This window comes from Rhizobium sp. No.120 (assembly GCF_054558365.1).
This window is the reverse complement of sequence record NZ_BAAJNQ010000014.1, coordinates 1-13,917: the sequence shown is the minus strand read 5'-3', so window position 1 is coordinate 13,917 and position 13,917 is coordinate 1. Positions and strand designations below refer to the sequence as shown.

The following is a 13,917-nucleotide window of genomic DNA, read 5'->3' as shown; positions in this document are numbered from 1 at the left end:
CTTCTAGATGCTGGCTATGCGACCGAGGCAGATGACCCCAAGAAGGACTATTGCGAGTATGGAAACCGCTTGCAATCAAGACCGATTGGTCTCTTGTGTGCCGTTCAAGTGGGTTCGGGCGATTGATTTATTGCGAGGCGAGTGGTGCATGGACTTCGGCAATATATCCGCCGGGAAACCGGAGGATCGCAGCCTGCCGCTTGTCCGATTGGTAAGGCTGAACTAGGACGGTCGCGCCAGAGGCGGTTGCCTTTGCGATGGTCGCGCTCAGATCCTTCACCTCGTAGCCGGTTGTCTCATAGCCATAGGGATAGGGAAGATGCCCATCGGTCACAAGGACCGTCATGTTGCCGAAGTTCGATACGACGCGGACGCGGCGGTAGGTATCATTCGGGCGGCCGATCTCTATGCCAGGCGCTTGGCTGCTGTCCGAAACAACCTCTCCGTGGGAAAAGGCGAGGAAGTCATGAACGAAGGCGTCGACGGAGTCCTTCGATATATAGACCCTGTTTTCCGGAACCGCGTCGAGGCTTGCGTAATGCGGGGCCTCGCTGTGCCAATAGAGCTGCATGTTGATGCCGCCTGGCCATTGGATGACGACATCGCGGCCGATCGGATCGGGGAAGCTGTCAACAATGACCGAGGCCCCAGCATTCCTCGCTTGGCGGATCGCTTCGTCCATATCCATCACGAGATAGCCGGTGCGCTCAAGTCCGAAGGGGTAGGGGATCGGCGTCTTGAACCCAAAAAGTGACACCGCTCCAACGGGAGTTCGAACAAGCTGCGAGGTGGTGCTGCTCGGGGTTGGAGTGACCGTGGTGACGACCTGTTTGGTCGACGCGCCGCCAAAGGTGGTGACGAAACTACTTGCAAAGGCATCCACATCAACCACTGGGACATAGACATGGGTGGTGTCGTACTGGGCGCCAACCGCTACGCTACGGTCGGTCGCATGGACTTGTGCAATAGAGGCAGCCAGCAGCGTTGCAGTGGCGGCAGTAAAAAAGAATTTCGATCCAATTGATGGCGAGGTCATTGATATATCCTGACGATTTATAAGGGCAGTTTGATAGGGCTCAGATGGCGTTTGTGAAGTGATAATGATGCCAAGTTCCAACCGTCGGCAATTGCAACATTTATCTCGAATGCGTTGTCGAAAGTGCAATAATTGGTGGCTACCAAAGCGCGCCGCCCTACCAAGATTGGCCAGTGGATGATGTAACTTAAAATTGTATTTTTCAGATGCATCCACCATGCAGAGCAGTCATAGTTTTAAAGCCTGAAAAGATATTGACGGGCAAAAGGACCTGCGCTGCCGCAGGCCGTGAATTGGGCGGATCTCAGAAGATGGTGGATTTGAGATACGGCTGCATTCGAGAGAGGTATTCGATACTTTTGCGAAGCCGCTTTAGAAGCATAACTATCTGATCTATCGAGCTTCTTGTATAGGAACTGCGCGTTCATATCCCATCAAGAGCTTCAGGTCGCGCACGTTCCATGAAGAGCTCCGCAGCGCTTTGCGCGATTTCAGCTCGTTTAGAAAGATGTATTTCGGGCTATGTGCCGGCATAGCGTATGCCGATAAGCGTCATCAGGCTGGCCACCGCAAAAGCGTTGATGCTCGATAGTATTGTGATCTGATCGCTGGTCCACGGAAAGACCGGCTCCTCAAGCCTCCACCAGCATATCGCAAAGCAGACAAAGATGAAGCAAACAAGGCCCCGCTGCCACCATTTCTCATCGGGTTGGAACGAGACCAGTGTCAGCGCCATGCAGGGTGCAAGGAATAGAAGTGTGGCAGACGCTCTTCCAAAAAGGATGGATTCGCATACTGTGTCGATCGTGCCGATCATTGGCAGCGCCAACCGGGCACTGAATCGAGATCTTCTAGCCATCAATGGGATCGCCAGAAAAAAGGGAATCGCAGCGAGCGTTATAGCCGACGTTCCGACGCCATCGCCAACCAGCCACCAGACATAAAATGGGTAGAAAGGTTTATTGCCTATGATGACCCAGGCAATGGTGAGCGTTGCCCTAGTCCTTGGATCCAGCGTCGGCGGCCTCATCCCTTTGGCCTTAAAAGATAGTGGCCTACTCCCCAGATTTGGCCGTCGTCATGGCCGAATAGGCCTGCGGTGGCGAGGAAAAAGAGCCGCCAGCGGCGCTGCCAGAGCGCGCTGTCCCGACCATAGACTTTAGCGAGGATCGGCTGGATGCGATCGATCTCGCGGTCGAAATTGGCGAGCCAGTCGAGCGCCGTTCGTCGGTAATGCGTCCCGGACCAGCGCCATTCCAGTTCGACTGAAAACAGGTCGGCAAAGCGATGCGGCAGATCATGTGCCGGCATGATGCCGCCGGTAAAGAAATGACGCGCGATCCAGTCGGCCGGGTCTTGGTGATCGAAGCGGTAGGAGCGGTCCTTGTGGGTGAAGACATGGAGGAAAAGCTTACCATGCGGATTGAGCCACTCGCGGACGCGCTCCATCAAGGTGCGCCAGTTGGACATATGCTCGAACATCTCGACCGAGACCACGCGATCAAAGCGTTCATTGGTCGTAAAGTCGTTCATATCTGCGGTGATGACGGCAAGGTTGCCGAGGCCGCGCTTTTGCGCCATGGCGAGAATGTATTCGCGTTGTGAGGTGGAGTTTGACACCGATGTAATTCGCGAATTGGGAAATTGCTGTGCAAGATAGAGGGACAGTGAACCCCAGCCGCAACCCAGTTCCAGGATACTGTTTCCATCCTTGATTTCGGCATGCTCTACAGTTTCGGCAAGTGCATAAGTCTCGGCTTCCGCAAGCGTGGTATGGGGGGTTGGGTAAAGGCAGCAGGAATATTTTCGCTGAGGCCCCAGGGTGAGGCTGAAGAACTCGGCCGGTACTTCATAATGCTGTCGGTTGGCCTCGTCGGTGTGTGTCGCTACCGGATAATTTCCCATCGCCTCGACAAACAAATTTTCCGCGTCTTGCGAAGTCGCCGATAGACGGTGTTTGGTGCGAGCGCACAGATAATCTATCCCAGCTAGCGTCATACTGTCTGTAAGCGGCGCGCGCTCTGCAGCATTGATCGCAAATGCCAGCATATTCATCGGCTATTCTCCTTGAGGAACGAATTCGGATTTGCGTGGACCTGGGAAGAAGGCGTTCACGCGCTGCCGTAGAGCGCGAAATTTATCACCGCGCGATCGCAACATATGTTCTTCCAGTGGCGGAATTCCGGAGACATGCACCAGCAGCCAGTACATCAACGCCGGCGCGAGCAGCGCTAAAAGGCTGATGGGCGAGCCGGCGATGGCAAATAGCGGCAGGCAGCACCAGAATAGCCATTCGAAAAAGTAGTTGGGGTGGCGAGAATAACGCCATAGCCCCGTTTCGCAGATCTCGGTCTTCGCTTCCGGCCTTCGACGAAACCGAGATAGCTGCGCATCCGAGATTGCCTCGCCCGCGAGGGCTACGGTGGCAAGTATGGTGGCAAGGAAATCCGTTACTGCCGGATAGACCTTGTCATTGATCGCTGCGAGATAGATCGCGAATACGAGGACGAAGGCCGCAAGCGCCTGAACCTGCAGAAAGATAAACAGCCGCAGGCTGGCGCTGGCGCCCCAGTCTTTCATTAGTTTGGCATATCGTGCATCTTCACCACCGCCTTTTGTGCGCGCTCCAATATGCCAGGCGAGCCGCAGCGCCCAGGCTGCCACGACCAGGGTTACCGTCATCCGGCGCGCGAACGGACCTTCTGCTGAGACGGCGGCTAAGAAGCCGCCCAAGCCGACAGCTGCAGACCAAATGGTATCGATCCAGCCGCTCTTGCCGGTTGCACGCTGCGCGATCCAGGCACCGGTCATGGCCAGCGATATGCCGCCTGCAATGATCATCAGAAGAAGCCAATCCATCCGTTGCTCGCATTGATCCTCTGCTATGAGGTTACGCCTTATTACGGACGATCTTTGGAACCGGTTTCATAGCGCTCGAAAAAATCTCAACTTTTACGAAACCAGCCGCCGCCACCCTCCGTATCTATCTTGAAAGCCAAGAGCTTATTGCGGGAGACGAGGGGTTTTTATGGATCACGACGATCGAAACGGCGGCCGCCGCCTGAACATTGCGGTCATAGGCAGCGGTATTTCGGGGCTTTCGGCAGCTTGGCTGCTCTCAAAGCGTCATGATGTGACTGTCTTCGAAGCAAGTGATCGGCTCGGCGGCCATAGTAATACGGTAAAATTCGAAAGCGCCGCGGGTCCTGTATCCGTCGATACCGGCTTCATTGTCTACAACGAGGTTACATATCCCAATCTGACGGCTTTGTTCCGCGCGCTCGACGTGCCGACGGCTGCCTCCAATATGTCCTTTGCCGTTTCTATGAACGATGGCACTTATGAATATTCCGGCGGTACAGGGCTCGGTCTCTTCGCGCAGAAATCAAACATCGTCAGCCCTCGCTTCTGGTCGATGATGCGCGATCTGGTGCGCTTCTACCGTAATGCGCCTCGGGACTTGCACGACATGGACGGCATTTCGCTCGATGATTATCTCTCGCGCAACGGCTACGGCTGTGCCTTTCGCGATGACCATCTCTATCCGATGGCTGCCGCGATCTGGTCTACGCCTGCGATGCAGGTCGGCGCTTATCCGGCAGCAAATTTCGTGAAATTCTGCAGTAATCACGGGCTATTGGAACTATGGGGCCGCCCTGTATGGCGCACCGTAAAGGGTGGCAGCCGCGAATATATTGCCCGCATGACAACGCACTTTGCCGACCGGATTCGGTTGTCGACGCCAGTGAAGGCGATAAGACGTGGACCACGGTGCGTGGAACTTGAAGATCGCATGGGCGGCCGCAGCCTTTTTGACGATGTCGTGATCGCGACCCATGCCGATCAGGCGCTGGGTATGCTTGTGGATGCAAGTCCCGAAGAGAACCGCATTCTCGGCGCTTTCCGCTACTCGCGAAACGAGGCGGTTCTGCATGGCGATGTGGCATTGATGCCAAAGCGACGGGCGGCCTGGTCCAGTTGGAACTATGTGGCCGATACGCGGGATGGGCCAATTCAGCCTTCCATTACCTATTGGATGAACAAGCTGCAGCCGTTGGATGCGGCACCGCCGACCTTCGTCACGCTTAATCCGCGACGAGCGCCGAAGGATGAAACCGTCATCTCCCGTGAGACATATGAACATCCCGTTTTCGATCTCCTGACCGATCGCGCACAGAAGGAAATATGGTCGCTTCAAGGTGTTCGCAATACCTGGTTCTGCGGCGCGCATTTCGGCGCGGGTTTTCACGAGGACGGCATTCAGGCGGGCCTTGCGGTTGCCGAGGATCTTGGCGGTTTGCGGCGACCCTGGCAGGTGCCGCAGGAAAGTTCCCGGATAGTGCGCAAGCCGATTGATCGCTTCGCCAGGCTGCCGTCGGACGTTGAGGTTCCCGCATGAGTGCGGACCTTCAATCCGCGCTTTTCCCCGGCCTGGTCACGCATGTTCGTGTAAGGCCGCGGCAGCACAAGCTGAGCTATAGCATCTATTCCCTGTTGCTCGATCTCGATGAGCTTGACCAGATCGATCGGCGGCTCCGCCTTCTTTCCATCGATCGTTTCAACCTTTTTTCCTTCTATCGCAAGGATAGGGGCGATCGATCAGGGGACGATCTGAAGAAGCAGATCGAGAGGAGTATGCGTCGCGCCGGGATTGAGCCGGATGGCGGTCCGGTGCGGTTGCTGACCATGCCGCGACTGTTCGGTTGGGCTTTCAATCCGCTCAGTGTGTTTTTCTGTTACTCGAAGGATGCGTCGCTCAAAGCCATCCTCTGGGAAGTGGACAATACGTTCGGTGAGCGCCATGGGTATATGATCCCGGTTGAGGCGAACGACGGATCGCAAATTATTCAGCAATGCGACAAGGCCTTCTACGTCTCGCCCTTTATGGACATGGATCTGCGGTATGAGTTCCGTGTGTCGCCCCCAACCGACGTTCTTTCCATCCGAATCGAGACTTTCGATCGCGATGGGCCGCTACTCACAGCCAGGCACCTAGCCCGTCGCAGCGAGCTTACGGACGGCGCATTGCTAAAGGCATTTTTTTCCATCCCTTTCCTCACACTTCGTGTTGTCGGAGGCATTCATTGGGAAGCGCTCAAGATCTGGCTCAAAGGTATCGGTTTGCGCATACGCCCCCTTCCTCCCGAAAGTCCTGTTTCGTTCGTTCGCCCATCTCCCGCTGACGGGAAAACACGCAATTCCAAGGTTGAAGTTCATGAGCCATTTTGACGAATTCTCCGGCGCTTCGATGCGTGCGTCCCATAGCACTGAGAGGTTTGGTCTTGTCGGCCGCCTTCTTATGAGCTTGTTGCGCGACGTTCGCTACGGCCACGTGAAGATTTCGTTGCCATCAGGGCAGATCGTCGAAAAGTACGGCGCTGAACCAGGGCCGGAGGCTGTCATCAACATGCGGCGTTGGCGCCTGTTGCCTCGCCTGATCCTTGCGGGAGATATAGGCTTCGCGGAGAGTTACCTTGATGAGGACTGGACGACTCCCGATCTGACGGCGGTCATCCGCTTCGCGGCTAAAAACATCGAGGCGTTAGCTCCGGCTATCGAAGGCAGCACGACGATGCGGCTCTTCAATAGGACAAAACATCTTCTCAACGCCAATACGAAGCATGGCAGCCGCCGTAATATCGAGGCACATTACGACCTCGGCAACGATTTCTACAGCCAATGGCTCGACCCCACGATGCTGTATTCCTCGGGAATTTTTGACAATTCAACATACACTCTCGAAGCCGCCCAGCAAAAAAAGCTTGAGCAAGTCCTCAAAAATCTTGCGCTCGATCCTAACCAGAGTGTTTTGGAAATCGGCTGTGGCTGGGGTGCTCTTTCCGTATTCATGGCGGCCCGTGCCAACGCCAAGGTGACTGGTATCACTTTGTCACCCTCACAGCTAGCCTGGGCAAGGCAGACGGCCGCGAATGCCGGCGTGACAGAGCTGGTGGACCTGCGCCTGGAAGATTACCGTGATCTTAAAGGTCAGTTCGATCGGATCGTTTCGATCGAAATGTTCGAGGCAGTCGGCGAAGCCTATTGGCTGGAATACTTCGCAACCTTGAAACGTTGTTTGAGACCAGGTGGCAAGGCTGTGCTGCAGGTGATCTCAATTGATGAAAAGCGTTTTGATGCCTATCGGCGCGGCTCCGATTTCATCCAGAAGTATGTTTTCCCCGGTGGCTTTCTGCCCTCCGATCCCGCATTGGAGGAAGCTGTTGCAAAGGCGGGCTTCAGGCTCGCGGCAAGAGAGCATTTTGGCCAATCCTACGCACGGACGCTTCTTGAGTGGCGCACCCGTTTTCATGCGCGCTGGCCGACCATTGCGGCCCTGGGCTTTGACGAGCGATTCCGGCGCCTTTGGCATTACTACCTTTGTTATTGCGAAGCCGGCTTTGAGGAGGGGAGCATCGACGTCGGACTTTATACACTTGAGCACGCATGAAGGTCGGTCGGCGGTTAAAAGGAGATCCAGGCATGAGAGCGATGATTGGAGCGATTGTTTATCTGGCCGCAGCGTCAGCAACTAATGCGCAAGCGGCCGGAATCGAGGGCCTATGGGCTCGGGCAGATGGCAATGCCAAAGTGAGAGTTGCCCCCTGCGGATCGGACATCTGTGCAACAAATACCTGGATCAAGCCGGGAACGCAAAGCGAAAGGGCTGGTGACAAGCTGGTGATGACGATCAAGCCCGATGAAGATGGCTTCTATTCCGGTGAGGCTTTCGATCCCCAACGTGATTTGAGCTACAGGATCACAGTGAAAGTGGATGGCGATCGTATGTCCACGAGGGGTTGCGTTATTGCCGGCCTGATTTGCCGGGGTGTCGATTGGACACGCATCCGCTGATCGACTAAAGGAAGGCCGCTATGGAGAATGTGGTGAAAACTTATGTCGTCGCCTATGTCGTCACATTGGTCGTGTTCGTCGCTATCGATTTTATCTGGCTGAGCAGCATGACCGATCGTCTTTATAGGCCTGTAATGGCAGAGATGCTGGCAGCGGACTTCCGACTGGTGCCAGCTGTTGCCTTCTACCTGATTTATGCATTTGGACTTACCGTTCTCGCTGTTCGCCCGGGGCTGATCGGGGAGTCGATCCAGACTGCTATAGTGTGCGGGGCGATGCTCGGCTTTACGGCTTATGCTACCTATGATCTCACAAATCAGGCGACACTCAAGAACTGGTCGACTGTTTTGACGCTAGCCGATCTGTTTTGGGGCACAGTCCTCTCAGGTCTTGCCGCCGGTTGTGGGCAATCGATAACGGCGCGCCTCCTCGGATCTCTTACACATGGCTGAGGATCAAGGGGACAAGTGCTATTTGCGATAGCTTGCACATTCAAAGATTTAACCGCCAAATTTCGAAATTGAGCGCTATCGCGAAGGCAACCCAAACAGCGAGAGGCGCAAGGATGTAAGCAGCAATTCGGTCGAGAAGGCGAAATTTGAGGATTGTGAGGAGGATTAAAATCCATTGCGGAACGATGTTGATAAGCCCAAGCAGCGGGCTATGGAGCGCAAAGAACGCCCATGACCATGCGGCATTGAGCGCCAGCTGCAGATAAAAGCAAATGAGCGCCGCCGACTTTTGCGGTTGATCACCTGGAAGTATCCATATGCGCCAGACTGCAAAGGACATAGATGCATAAAGGAAGGTCCAGACCGGTCCAAAGATCCAATTCGGTGGATTGAAAGCGGGCTTGGCAAGGCCTGCGTACCAACCCTCAATGTTCGGCAAGGTCGCCCACTGACCGAGAACAAGGGTTAAGATGACCGGGATCACCGCGAGGCCGGCCTTCACCAAAGGCTTTTGTTGGTTCACTGTTTTTCGCGGCATCATGATCTCTCTTCTCGCCCGCTTCCTGCACGGCGTTTGCCAAACTGAAGCCTTTGTTCCTGCTCTTCAAATCTGATACGTGGATTTTTCTGGATCGGATCATGGGATCCAAGCGGCATTGCCCATCGTAGAAAGCGCATGTATGTTTCAGCACCGCCTATCGATAGCCGTGGCAAACAGAACAGCATCATCTCCTTCGAAAGGAGACGAGCGGTGACGACTTTGCATGAGCACGATCCGTTGTCACGCGAAGCGGTCAATCAACTTGTTCTGGCGATAGCAACTCGTCAGGATCGTCAGGCCTTTGCTGAGCTCTTCAATTTTGCAGCGCCCAAGATCAAGGCGTTCATGATGCGCTCGGGCTCGACGGCTGAAATTGCTGAAGAAATCGCCCAGGAGGCGATGCTTGTGGTCTGGCGCAAGGCCACTTATTTCGATCCGGCGCGCGCCAGTGCGATGACATGGATTTTCACGATCGCCCGAAACTTGCGGATTGATTTTCAGCGGAAATCCAAATGGTCAAATCAGTCTTATGGTGACGAAACTGGGGTCATGCAGGCCGCTGAACCCACGCCTGAGGAGATTTTGTTCATCAGGGCGGATGAGGAAAAGGTTCGCGCCGCGCTTCAAGCGCTGAGTTCCGAACAGGAAGAGATCATCAGATTGTCCTTTTTCCGTGATCGTCCTCACTCTGAAATTGCAAGGGAATTGGATTTGCCGCTTGGCACTGTAAAGTCTCGTATCAGGCGTGCACTTGGAAAACTTAGGGATATGCTGGAAGAAACATTATGACGAACAAGCATCATCCCAGCGATCAGACACTCCTGCGTTTTGCTGCAGGCACGTTGCCGGCCGGTCCTTCACTCGTCGTTGCCGCTCATTTGAGTGGCTGCCCTTTCTGTCAGAGGCGTGTAGCGACATTCGAGGTCGTTGGCGGGGAGATGCTGATCCGGACGGAACCACAGGCGCTTTCTCCTCGGGCTCTTGAACAAACGCTTGCGCGTTTGGATCAAGACGGGAATCCCACACATATCGCGCCGCGTCGCTCACAGCCTTCCGTCGATGGCATCATTCTTCCGAGCCCATTAGCTGGTTGTGAAGTTGGTCCCTGGCGTCCCGTAGGGCCAGGAGTCAGGCTTAGCCGTATTCGCGTGCCTCATGCGCCAGAAGCGAAGGTGATCCTGCTGAAGGTAAAAGCGAATAAGCACATGCCGGCGCACGGGCACACGGATCTCGAGGTGACGCAGGTGCTGAAAGGATCGTTTTTGGATGGCAATAATCGTTACGAGCCGGGTGACTTCGTCGAGGGTGATGATGAGACGGATCATAGCCCAGTGATCGGCAGCGACGGTGAATGCATATCCCTGGCCGCTATCGAAGGACATGTCCGCTTTAAGGGGCTTCTTGGAAGGTTGCTCGGGCCTTTCGCCGGCATCTGATTGTGTTTGACCGAGTGCTCAGGAGGCGTCAAATCGTTTGTTCGGAACAATAATTCGTTCCAGTCATTTCGGTTATGGAGTTCAACAGAGAGCAGCGCCGATAGTATTTGGGCTGAGACGGAATAATTCTGATCGAAAGGTCAATACAGGGACGCTTTGAAAGAATAAAAAATCGGATGTAAGCTTTGTTTTAGATAGGAGCTAAGAATTAATATTAGAGATAGTCATATATCGAAGTGACGTATCGGAGGATTTGTTCGATCATTCGAACGGCTAATCCTGTTGAAATTAATCGGCTATCCCCAATTTCGCTCCTCTAAGCAAGGGTCGAGTATTATGGACCGAGATCAGGATCAACAAGAGGCAAGGCAAGCGGGTGAACGGCTTGTAGCGGCCCACTCGAGCGAAGACCCTTTCGCCGCGGCATTCAAAGCAACGCGTATGCCGATGATTATTACTGACCCCAATCAACCCGACAATCCGATCATCTTTTGCAACGCAGCCTTCGAACGGTTAACGGGCTATTCGAACGACGAATTGATCGGGCGCAATTGTCGAATTTTGCAAGGTCCAGGGACGAGTCGGGAGACTGTCGCTGCCGTCCGCGATGCACTTGCCGGCGGACGCGGCGTCTCCGTCGACATTTTGAACTATAAGAAGGATGGCAGCGCGTTCTGGAATGCATTGTTCATCAGCCCCGTTTGGGACCGCCGAGGTCGGATTATTTATTTCTTCGCTTCGCAACTCGATTTTACGAACATCAAAAGCAGGGAAGCGGATCTGGCATCAGCCCGTCATCAAGCCGAAGAAGAGGTCAGAGATCGCACTAACGATTTGCGCGCCGCACTTGCGGCAAAGACCCTGTTGGTTCACGAAGTTGATCATCGGGTCAGAAACAATCTTCTGACCATGGCTTCGATCGTCAAGATGCAATTGAGGTTGACGAAGGACCATGGCCAGCAAAATGCCCTGATGTCCGTGCTCAACCGAATCGAAGCAATAAGCATTGTCCAGCGTAAGCTTTTTACAACCAACGACGTCACTCGCTTTGATTTGGGTGATTTCTCGTATGAGCTCGTTTTGGACCTGCTCGGAGCTATCAAGCGTGATGATATACGACTGACACTCGATATTTCGCCGGTTTATGTTCCGGCGGCGAAGGCGTCGCCCCTTGCACTTATCATGAATGAGTTGGTCGGCGACGCGCTCCGCCGTGGGATCAGGGACAGCGGAGGCGACATTCATGTTGCCGTCAAACACTCCAGCGGATGCCTCCTCATCAGGGTGGAGGATATATCAGAACCCGTTACCCCGGATGAGGCCAGCGCAGAATTGAGTCGGGTGCTTCTGGAGAGGTCGGCGCTTCAGGTAGGCGCTACAATCGAGCGAAAGTGCGAAGGGCGGCGCACAGCCGTGGACCTCACTTTACGGATTGAAAGCTAGAAGGAAATACTGCCTTGAAAGTCATGATCGTTGAAGACGAAATGTTGCTTGCGATGGAGCTCCAATGGGAGATCGAGGCTGCCGGTCATACGGTTGTCGGACAAGCGGCAAGTGGCGCTCAAGCACTGGAACTTTTGGAAACGTCTCCCCCGGAATTTGCATTTGTGGACATCCAGTTGCAGGACGGTCCGAAGGGGATCGATTTTGGGCGAGCGCTCGCTGTAAGGAGAATCCCGTATGTCTTCGTCAGCGGCAATATCAAGAAACTGCCGCCCGACTTTGCAGGTGCCCTTGGTGCTATCGAGAAGCCTTACACAATGAACGGAATTTCGAACGCTCTCGAATATTTATCCGCCGTGATTGCTGGTGATGAGGATAGATCGCCGCCAGCAAGCCTCGTACTCGCTGAAGACACCCTCCAAATCAATCGCAGAAAAAGCGTGCAGTGACTTTAAGTCTTGGATTGTCAAATGGCTGTATAGGGTCCGCAAATGGTTCGGCTGCCCGTCCTTGACCGGTAATCAGGCTGGATTGTTTCGAGAAATGGCACTTTATTATGAAATCGGCCCGAAGCGATCGCTTCGAGACATTTGCTTACGGCGTAAACTCATAAAATTGCTTGTCGTTTATGGTCCGCTCTGATTCAAGACTCCCACCTAAGGAGGCCTTTGATGACGCGTCGTCGCTACGAACTCACGCATCACGAATGGTCAGTTATTTCGCCGCTACTGCCGAACAAGCCTCGCGGCGTTCCTCGTGTCGATGACCGGCGAGTCCTGAATGGCATCCTTTGGCGCTTCCGAACCGGCTCGCCGTGGGCGGAAGTTCCTGAACGTTATGGACCGCCAACCACCTGCTACAACCGTTTCGTGCGTTGGCGGAAGGCCGGTGTCTGGGATCGTCTTCTTGTAGCCGTTTCGGAGGCTTATGACGGCGACATCGTCATGATTGATTCGACCTGTGTTCGCGTTCATCAGCACGCGGCCACAGGAAAAAAAGGGATCGAGACGATGGTGGCATGGGACGTTCCCGCAGCGGGCTCACGAGCAAAATCCACGCGCTCGTCGATGCCGAAGGTCGGCCAGCCACGCTTCGTCTGACCGGTGGTCAGGTCGCCGACTGCACCCAGGCCGACGCGTTGACGGACGAACTGGGTGAAGGAGATATCCTGCTTGCCGACAAGGGCTATGACACTAACGCCATCCGAGCCAAGGCCGCCGAGCGAAAGGCCTGGGCCAATATTCCGCCGAAGACAAACCGCAAGGGCCCTTTCGTGTTCTCGCGCTGGGTCTATCGACAACGCAATCTCGTGGAACGGTTCCTCAACAGGATCAAACAGTTTCGAGGCATCGCAACCCGGTATGACAAGCGGCCGGAAAATTACCTAGCCGCCGTAAAGCTCGTCGCCGCAAGGATATGGTACCAGAGTTTATGAGTCGGCGCCGTAGTAAGCCACATGTTCGGCCTCGGCATTAACTTCGATTTGGCCATCAGCGCTCTTGCTACGTTTATTGCGAAGCCTGTCGAGCAAGAGATAGATGACCGGGGTTGTATAAAGAGTCAGCAACTGGCTGACCAGAAAGCCGCCGACGATGGCGTAGCCGAGTGGCTGGCGTAATTCGGAACCCGATCCATGCCCTATGACCAACGGAAGCCCCCCGAGAAGAGCAGCCATCGTCGTCATCAGGATCGGGCGAAATCGCATCTGCCCAGCTTTGACAATGGCGTCCCGGCTGTCGAGGCCTTCATCGCGTTCGTCCTGTATTGCAAAGTCGACGAGCATGATCCCGTTCTTCTTGACAATGCCGATGAGCAGGATGACGCCGATCATCGCAACTAGGCCAAAGTCGAACTCTGCCAGTTGCAGGCAGCGACCTGATACAGCGGCCATCCTTACTTAAGGTGAAAACTCACCACACCTTAGGTTCAGGACTCGTTGATCAGAGCCAGAAGATAACGGTTGCAGCGAGAGCGATGGCAGAGAGGAAGACCATTGAGCATCTGTCGTAGCGGGTAGCGACACGCCGCCAATCCTTGAGACGCCCGAACATGATCTCTATTCGGTTGCGCCGTTTATAGCGGCGTTTGTCGTATTTGATGGTCGTGGTCCGGGATTTCCGACCGGGAATGCAGGGGGTGATCCCCTTCGCCTGTAAA

At 54.7% G+C, this 13,917-nt stretch carries 16 protein-coding genes and 1 pseudogene; 10 read left to right on the top strand and 7 right to left on the bottom strand.

Annotated features, from left to right (window positions below; translation table 11 throughout):
• Positions 1-127: 127 nt before the first annotated feature.
• From ACYJRZ_RS26805 to ACYJRZ_RS26790, 4 genes are all read right to left on the bottom strand, one after another.
• Positions 128-1,036, bottom strand: coding sequence for a glyoxalase (locus tag ACYJRZ_RS26805; RefSeq protein ID WP_459463797.1), 909 nt, complete (start codon positions 1,034-1,036; stop codon positions 128-130).
• A gap of 520 nt (positions 1,037-1,556) precedes the next feature.
• Positions 1,557-2,066, bottom strand: coding sequence for a hypothetical protein (locus ACYJRZ_RS26800; protein WP_459463796.1), 510 nt, complete (start codon positions 2,064-2,066; stop codon positions 1,557-1,559).
• The gene (locus ACYJRZ_RS26795; protein ID WP_459463795.1) at positions 2,063-3,091 is read right to left on the bottom strand and encodes an SAM-dependent methyltransferase; all 1,029 of its coding nucleotides are present in this window, start codon (positions 3,089-3,091) and stop codon (positions 2,063-2,065) included. The genes ACYJRZ_RS26800 and ACYJRZ_RS26795 overlap by 4 nt, the downstream gene beginning before the upstream one ends.
• Before the next feature lie 3 nt (positions 3,092-3,094).
• Positions 3,095-3,877 (bottom strand): DUF1295 domain-containing protein, encoded by a 783-nt coding sequence (locus ACYJRZ_RS26790; protein WP_459463794.1) that lies wholly within the window; start codon positions 3,875-3,877, stop codon positions 3,095-3,097.
• 187 nt (positions 3,878-4,064) lie between these two features.
• On the opposite strand from ACYJRZ_RS26790, the gene ACYJRZ_RS26785 reads away from it, so the two are divergent.
• From ACYJRZ_RS26785 to ACYJRZ_RS26765, 5 genes are read left to right on the top strand one after another with little or no spacing between them, the layout of a single operon-like run.
• Positions 4,065-5,435 (top strand): NAD(P)/FAD-dependent oxidoreductase, encoded by a 1,371-nt coding sequence (locus ACYJRZ_RS26785; RefSeq protein WP_459463793.1) that lies wholly within the window; start codon positions 4,065-4,067, stop codon positions 5,433-5,435.
• Positions 5,432-6,265, top strand: a complete 834-nt coding sequence (locus ACYJRZ_RS26780; RefSeq protein WP_459463792.1) for a DUF1365 domain-containing protein — start codon at positions 5,432-5,434, stop codon at positions 6,263-6,265. Before ACYJRZ_RS26785 ends, ACYJRZ_RS26780 begins: the two co-directional genes overlap by 4 nt.
• Positions 6,252-7,484, top strand: a complete 1,233-nt coding sequence (locus ACYJRZ_RS26775) for a class I SAM-dependent methyltransferase (RefSeq protein ID WP_459463791.1) — start codon at positions 6,252-6,254, stop codon at positions 7,482-7,484. Before ACYJRZ_RS26780 ends, ACYJRZ_RS26775 begins: the two co-directional genes overlap by 14 nt.
• Before the next feature lie 32 nt (positions 7,485-7,516).
• Positions 7,517-7,888 carry a DUF2147 domain-containing protein gene (locus ACYJRZ_RS26770; protein WP_459463790.1) on the top strand — a complete coding sequence of 124 codons (372 nt, stop codon included), beginning with the start codon at positions 7,517-7,519 and terminating at the stop codon, positions 7,886-7,888.
• 32 nt (positions 7,889-7,920) lie between these two features.
• Complete coding sequence (locus ACYJRZ_RS26765; RefSeq protein WP_162751473.1) at positions 7,921-8,340, top strand: DUF2177 family protein; 420 nt, start codon at positions 7,921-7,923, stop codon at positions 8,338-8,340.
• A 40-nt stretch (positions 8,341-8,380) separates the two neighbouring features.
• Here ACYJRZ_RS26765 and ACYJRZ_RS26760 read toward each other — a convergent pair whose 3' ends face one another.
• Positions 8,381-8,881 carry a TspO/MBR family protein gene (locus ACYJRZ_RS26760; RefSeq protein WP_411907014.1) on the bottom strand — a complete coding sequence of 167 codons (501 nt, stop codon included), beginning with the start codon at positions 8,879-8,881 and terminating at the stop codon, positions 8,381-8,383.
• 135 nt (positions 8,882-9,016) lie between these two features.
• Here ACYJRZ_RS26760 and ACYJRZ_RS26755 point away from each other — a divergent pair, with 135 nt between their 5' ends.
• From ACYJRZ_RS26755 to ACYJRZ_RS26735, 5 genes are all read left to right on the top strand, one after another.
• Entirely contained in the window at positions 9,017-9,670 is a 654-nt protein-coding gene (locus ACYJRZ_RS26755; protein ID WP_459463789.1) for a sigma-70 family RNA polymerase sigma factor, read from the top strand.
• Positions 9,667-10,317 (top strand): ChrR family anti-sigma-E factor, encoded by a 651-nt coding sequence (locus tag ACYJRZ_RS26750; protein WP_459463788.1) that lies wholly within the window; start codon positions 9,667-9,669, stop codon positions 10,315-10,317. The genes ACYJRZ_RS26755 and ACYJRZ_RS26750 overlap by 4 nt, the downstream gene beginning before the upstream one ends.
• Before the next feature lie 333 nt (positions 10,318-10,650).
• Positions 10,651-11,760: a PAS domain-containing protein gene (locus tag ACYJRZ_RS26745; protein WP_459463951.1), complete on the top strand. Its 1,110-nt coding sequence runs from the start codon at positions 10,651-10,653 to the stop codon at positions 11,758-11,760.
• A 14-nt stretch (positions 11,761-11,774) separates the two neighbouring features.
• Positions 11,775-12,209, top strand: a complete 435-nt coding sequence (locus ACYJRZ_RS26740; RefSeq protein WP_113408877.1) for a response regulator — start codon at positions 11,775-11,777, stop codon at positions 12,207-12,209.
• A gap of 222 nt (positions 12,210-12,431) precedes the next feature.
• A protein-coding gene (locus tag ACYJRZ_RS26735) for an IS5 family transposase (protein ID WP_459463787.1) occupies positions 12,432-13,195 on the top strand; the annotation gives its coding sequence in 2 pieces (ribosomal slippage) (positions 12,432-12,759 and positions 12,759-13,195; 765 coding nt in all).
• Here ACYJRZ_RS26735 and ACYJRZ_RS26730 read toward each other — a convergent pair.
• A pseudogene (locus ACYJRZ_RS26730) lies at positions 13,190-13,627 on the bottom strand (efflux RND transporter permease subunit); the annotation flags it as partial. The gene ACYJRZ_RS26735 and the pseudogene ACYJRZ_RS26730 overlap by 6 nt on opposite strands.
• 73 nt (positions 13,628-13,700) lie before the next feature.
• Positions 13,701-13,917 (bottom strand): transposase (locus ACYJRZ_RS26725; protein WP_459463786.1); only part of this gene is annotated, 217 nt, incomplete at its 5' end.

Bases quoted from the DNA above. Each gene is read 5' to 3' on its own strand.
- ACYJRZ_RS26805 (WP_459463797.1), bottom strand. From the start codon at position 1,036: ATGACCTCGCCATCAATTGGATCGAAATTCTTTTTTACTGCCGCCACT.
- ACYJRZ_RS26800 (WP_459463796.1), bottom strand. From the start codon at position 2,066: ATGAGGCCGCCGACGCTGGATCCAAGGACTAGGGCAACGCTCACCATT.
- ACYJRZ_RS26795 (WP_459463795.1), bottom strand. From the start codon at position 3,091: ATGAATATGCTGGCATTTGCGATCAATGCTGCAGAGCGCGCGCCGCTT.
- ACYJRZ_RS26790 (WP_459463794.1), bottom strand. From the start codon at position 3,877: ATGATCATTGCAGGCGGCATATCGCTGGCCATGACCGGTGCCTGGATC.
- ACYJRZ_RS26785 (WP_459463793.1), top strand. From the start codon at position 4,065: ATGGATCACGACGATCGAAACGGCGGCCGCCGCCTGAACATTGCGGTC.
- ACYJRZ_RS26780 (WP_459463792.1), top strand. From the start codon at position 5,432: ATGAGTGCGGACCTTCAATCCGCGCTTTTCCCCGGCCTGGTCACGCAT.
- ACYJRZ_RS26775 (WP_459463791.1), top strand. From the start codon at position 6,252: ATGAGCCATTTTGACGAATTCTCCGGCGCTTCGATGCGTGCGTCCCAT.
- ACYJRZ_RS26770 (WP_459463790.1), top strand. From the start codon at position 7,517: ATGAGAGCGATGATTGGAGCGATTGTTTATCTGGCCGCAGCGTCAGCA.
- ACYJRZ_RS26760 (WP_411907014.1), bottom strand. From the start codon at position 8,881: ATGATGCCGCGAAAAACAGTGAACCAACAAAAGCCTTTGGTGAAGGCC.
- ACYJRZ_RS26755 (WP_459463789.1), top strand. From the start codon at position 9,017: ATGTATGTTTCAGCACCGCCTATCGATAGCCGTGGCAAACAGAACAGC.
- ACYJRZ_RS26750 (WP_459463788.1), top strand. From the start codon at position 9,667: ATGACGAACAAGCATCATCCCAGCGATCAGACACTCCTGCGTTTTGCT.